At 61.6% G+C, this 4,052-nt stretch carries 3 protein-coding genes; all 3 read right to left on the bottom strand.

Annotated features, from left to right (window positions below; genetic code table 11):
- On the bottom strand, window positions 1-212 hold a 212-nt coding region (locus QXF46_09295), incomplete at its 3' end, for a hypothetical protein (protein ID MEM0227055.1).
- A gap of 15 nt (window positions 213-227) precedes the next feature.
- Window positions 228-1,625 (bottom strand): hypothetical protein, encoded by a 1,398-nt coding sequence (locus QXF46_09290; protein MEM0227054.1) that lies wholly within the window; start codon window positions 1,623-1,625, stop codon window positions 228-230.
- Window positions 1,626-1,687: 62 nt separating this feature from the next.
- Complete coding sequence (locus QXF46_09285) at window positions 1,688-3,997, bottom strand: hypothetical protein (GenBank protein MEM0227053.1); 2,310 nt, start codon at window positions 3,995-3,997, stop codon at window positions 1,688-1,690.
- Between the last annotated feature and the right edge of the window lie 55 nt (window positions 3,998-4,052).

Genomic DNA, 4,052 nt, shown 5'->3' with positions numbered 1-4,052 from the left:
GAGTCGTTGCTCACCCTCGCCACGTACCCCTCCTGCATCCTCTCAGCCAACCCCATCTCCACGAGCCTGTCGAGGTAGTGCTTCGCGGAGCTCGGGTTACTCAAGCCCGCGAGCCTCTGCACCTCTCTAACGCCCAGCGGTCTCCCACTCTTCAGTAGCGCGAAGTAGACGCGCGCGAGGGTTCCGCTGACCTCGACGGGAGTCCTCCTCAAAGTTGAGCACCGCTCTTACAGCCTGAGGACCCTTTTAACCAGTACGTAGGACGCCGCCGCTGCGGCTAGCGCTACCACGCCTGCCACAAGTAAAGGTGGGAGCGTTGACGCGCGCCCCCTCCTTTGCGCTGTCTCTAGCTGCTGGTACTCTGGGCTGCCGGCTGTGAAAACCTTCTCCGCAGGCGCAGGAGCGCACCTGAGCATGCTAGCGCCGGGGACCCGGTTGTATGGAGTCCAGCTCCCGTTGTACCAGACGAGCCTACCGTTGAAGCCTGCGTTGCCGAGCGCGGCCGTCGCGGCGATCGATGCGGCATCGCTGGCCTCCAAACCCTTCACCACGCCCTCCCCGATCAGCCACTCCAGCTCAGCCTTCAGAGCGCTCCTCACCTGGGCTTCATCGATCTCGAAGGCGGGTTCCGTCGAGGTTTCCACGGTGCGTGTGAAGCTTGGCGTGAACCCCTTCAACCCGATGCTCTCCAGGAGTCCCGCGAGCTCTAACTCTGCATCCCTCGGCAGCTCAGCCTCGCCGGGAACGACGATCTCGCATATCCGCTCCCTGAGGTCGACGGAGATTGACGATGAGCCTACCCTCCTAGTCAACACCCCCTCCTCGAGCGACCAACCGGGCTTCTCGAGGGGTTGGGGCAGCACCTCCCACTCGCAGTAGACCTCGAGCCGCCTTAGGATTAGCTCGGCTCTCGAGCTGGACTGCCATGACAGCGTCAGCTTGACGCCGTACACCCCCTCCTCGATCCGAATGGGCGCGTCGTAGCCGGGTATCAGCATCATGATCCTGTAGCAGGGTTCGTTCACGCTGAGCAGGCAGGGCATGGGGATGCGGTATTCGCCCCCAGTTCCTCGAAGCTCGGGGAAGGGTTCCAGAACCAGCAGCCCGCTCACAGTCAGGTTTGCGTGACCCACGGCCGCCAGATCGGGCTTGAACCTGACGAAGCTGGCGGAGCGGAAGGATAGGGTGCCGAGATCTATGGTCACCTCACCCGTCCCCGGCTGCAGGCTGATGGAGACGTTCTCCCTCAGCTGCCCGCTGTAGCACTGGGGCAGGGGTGGTAGAGCGCACCTGTAGATCGTCCGGACCGCGAACGTGAGCGGGACCTGCACTCTCACCGCAAGGTGGCGGCCGCCGAAGACCTCCTGCTCCGACAACAGCACGATCAGCCGCGGGTCGTAGCGGCTCCGGTAGGCGTAACCGACCACCCCGGCGTACTCGACACTTGTGACGCCTGTGAGCGCGCTGAGGTCGTAGCTGACGCCAGGCTTGTTCAAGACGACTTCAATCGCGTAGGCGTCCGAGGGGCTGTAGCAGGCGAACGCTACGCTCACGATCGCTACCGCCGCTAGCAGAGCGAGGATGGCTGTAAGCCCTCCCCAGCCCAGCTCAAGCGTTTTACCCACAATTCCCACCGTGAGGTTGACGCGCGCTCGGTTAATGTAGCCAGCGCCTTGAACGGGGATGTTCAAAACGGTGAACGCTGCTGTCGCCAGGCCAGCTTGAAGCGAGCGAAAGCGTGCAAGTGGGCTAGGATGGGCTGTAGCAGAGCGACAGATGCAGCTAGAACGGCTACCAGCGAGACGCTGTCGCCCCAGCTGCCAGGCCTGTAGCGGATCTCCACGACCGTTTCGTCCGCGAGCGGTACTAAGGTGAGCTTGATGAAGGGAATTCTCGATTCAACCCTGTAGCCCCAAGCTCTCGAAACCTCGTCGGCCACCCATGGGTTGTAGCTGGAGATGGCGATCGAGACGGCCTCCGGGTAGGTAGTGACGGTGAGCCCGGGGAACCGGATCAGCCTAACGCGAACCTCGTACTCCTGGAGCGGGTGGGCTTTGAGCGTGAAGCGGATGAGGTTGGGTCGAATGACGACATCCCTCACCTCAGCCCCCTCCACCGTGATTATCGGGTGGAAGCTCCTCGTCCTGAAGAGCGTGTAGGGTGGCACGGATACCACTTCCTCGAAGAGGGGGCTGGACCTGAGCGCTTCCTTGAGCCTCCAGTCGAAGGTCGCAACGTAGGAGATCCCAAGCTCACTGAGCATCCGGTGGAACGTCTCCACGTTCTGCGCCCAGTAGCCGATATCGACCGTGAAGAGCCTCGAGTACTCCGTCGTTGAGATGGGCTGCGTCACGTAGCGGGTCCAGACGATGCCTCCTACAATGGGGACGCCTAGGTAGAGGGGGAACTCGTAGACGAAGTGGTTGTGGCAGAAGATGACCCAATCAGCGAAGTTGTCGCTGAGGTCCTGCACGAGCAGGTACGTGTTACTGCTCAACCCCAGGATTGATAGGGCGGAGATGAAGTCGCTCACGTTGCTGTACAAGGGGAACTCCTCGATGAACCTGAACTTCTTTGAGTGGGTGATCAAGTCGGTGTTCCTGAGCATTCCAGAGAGAGCCGGCAGGTAAAGCCCGGCAACCGCCAGCGAAGCCACAGCTAGGGCTGCAACCCAGCGATCCTGAGTGGGGTTACGATGGACCCACTCCGCAGCCTTCGAGATGAACGCGGCAGCCGTGGCTGAGAAGCTGATCAACAGGATGTAGCGGGCATACCCCGCGAACTTGCCGTACCCAAACCACTCAATGACGGGGAGGTTCTCAAAGCTCAACCTCGCACCGGGTAGCAGGATCACGTAAGTCCTCGGTCCCGTAGCTAGCCAGAGTAGCAGCAAAGCTAGCGTGGGCAGCATGATGAGGCTCCCCTCGCCGCCAGACTGGGAGTACAGGGGTAGGGCTGAGCAGAGCGAGAGGAGGGTGAATGTACCCATGGCTTCGCGCGGTAAAGCTCCGCCGGCGGACGCGACGGCCGCGGCGGTCAGAGCAACCCAAGCTGCATAGAGGATCCAAGGAATGGGCCTTCTCCGTTTAACGGTGATCAGCAGTGGGCCTATGAGGGCCAGCACGTTGAGGTAGGCGGGGTAGGAGGCTAGAATCGTGAACACGATCCCCGGCCCAACCTCCCAGGTGAGCGTTCGAAGCCCGTGGTACCTCTCGTTCGTCTCAAGCAGGGGGACGAGCCAGAAGGCAAGTAGAGCTAGAGACCAGAGCAGCCACAAAGCGCTGAGCGCAATGACCCTTCCACCATCCCTGTAAGAGCGCCGGGAGATCGCCCTAAAAGCTTCAAAGAGGGTAAAAACCGCGGCAGAAACGGCTGTGGCAACGCCCATCATCACGTGGGCGAGGGTGGACCACGCCATGAGCAGGGAGGAGGCTGCTAGCAGCGGGAGAGCCTCGAAGCCGCGCCTTCTAGCAGCGTACACTAGGAGGGCGATCGATGCCAACCCGGTCACAATCCCCCACCGCTGGGGCCACATCCCGATGTAGTACACTTGGCGCCAGCCGGCATCCGTCCAAGAGTTCTCCTCATCGAAGACGGTGACCGCAACTAAGGCGGCCGTAGCGGCGGCGAGGGGGGATCCGGTTAGCGCGTGCGCGAGGGCTGCAGCGGCGGGGGCCATCAGCGCGTAGCTGAGCGCGACGCAGAGGCTGTACGTTGACTTCATGTCGAGCAGGGGCGAGAGGATACTGTGGGTGAACGCTACGAACAGCGTTGTCCCCGGGTTATAGTAGAGGTTTGGAGGCCACCCGTACATGTGCCAAGGGTCGTAGCCGATAGGGTGCCCATCCGCCATGAAGAAGAAGTAGGTGAGGTACGCGTTAGTGAAGTGGAAGGAGTGGTCCCAGCCAGCCACCTCCCCACCCACAAGGACCGTCCTAACCGACGCTAAGGCTAAGGCAGTGATGGCTAGCACCATCAAGCCGCACGTACGCCTCAACCGCTGCGGCGAGGAAACTCTACTCATAAGCCTTCCCGGCATTTTCTACTAAAAA

It is taken from the genome of Thermofilaceae archaeon (assembly GCA_038731975.1).
In the GTDB taxonomy this organism is placed as follows: domain Archaea; phylum Thermoproteota; class Thermoprotei; order Thermofilales; family Thermofilaceae; genus JANXEW01.
The sequence above is the reverse complement of the archived record's forward strand: the minus strand, read 5'-3'. Positions and strand labels throughout refer to the sequence as shown.